Origin of the sequence: Secundilactobacillus silagei JCM 19001, assembly GCF_002217945.1 — a bacterium.
GTDB lineage: Bacteria > Bacillota > Bacilli > Lactobacillales > Lactobacillaceae > Secundilactobacillus > Secundilactobacillus silagei.
On record NZ_BCMG01000064.1, the window covers coordinates 1 to 244 of the forward strand.

The following is a 244-nucleotide window of genomic DNA, read 5'->3' on the forward strand; positions in this document are numbered from 1 at the left end:
GCACGTATCGGTTTACAAATGGTACGGATCAAATAGTGAAGATCCATCTGGATCACGCCATTGCACACAGCACCACGGCGACTACCCGGACGATCACCTACAAAGTGAATGATGCCAACTATCCTGGTCAAGTACCCGAAACGCAGACGCAGACCATCAAGTGGAATGTGTCAACGGATGAAGTTACTGGTGCCAGTGTGGCAACTGCGCAGAATGCTTACGATGCTCAAACTGCACCAACGAT

1 protein-coding gene is annotated in these 244 nt (G+C 50.0%); it reads left to right on the forward strand.

Going from position 1 to position 244, the window contains the following annotated elements:
• A partial coding sequence (locus tag CES79_RS12950; protein WP_159459505.1) for a hypothetical protein occupies positions 1-244 on the forward strand: 244 nt, incomplete at both ends.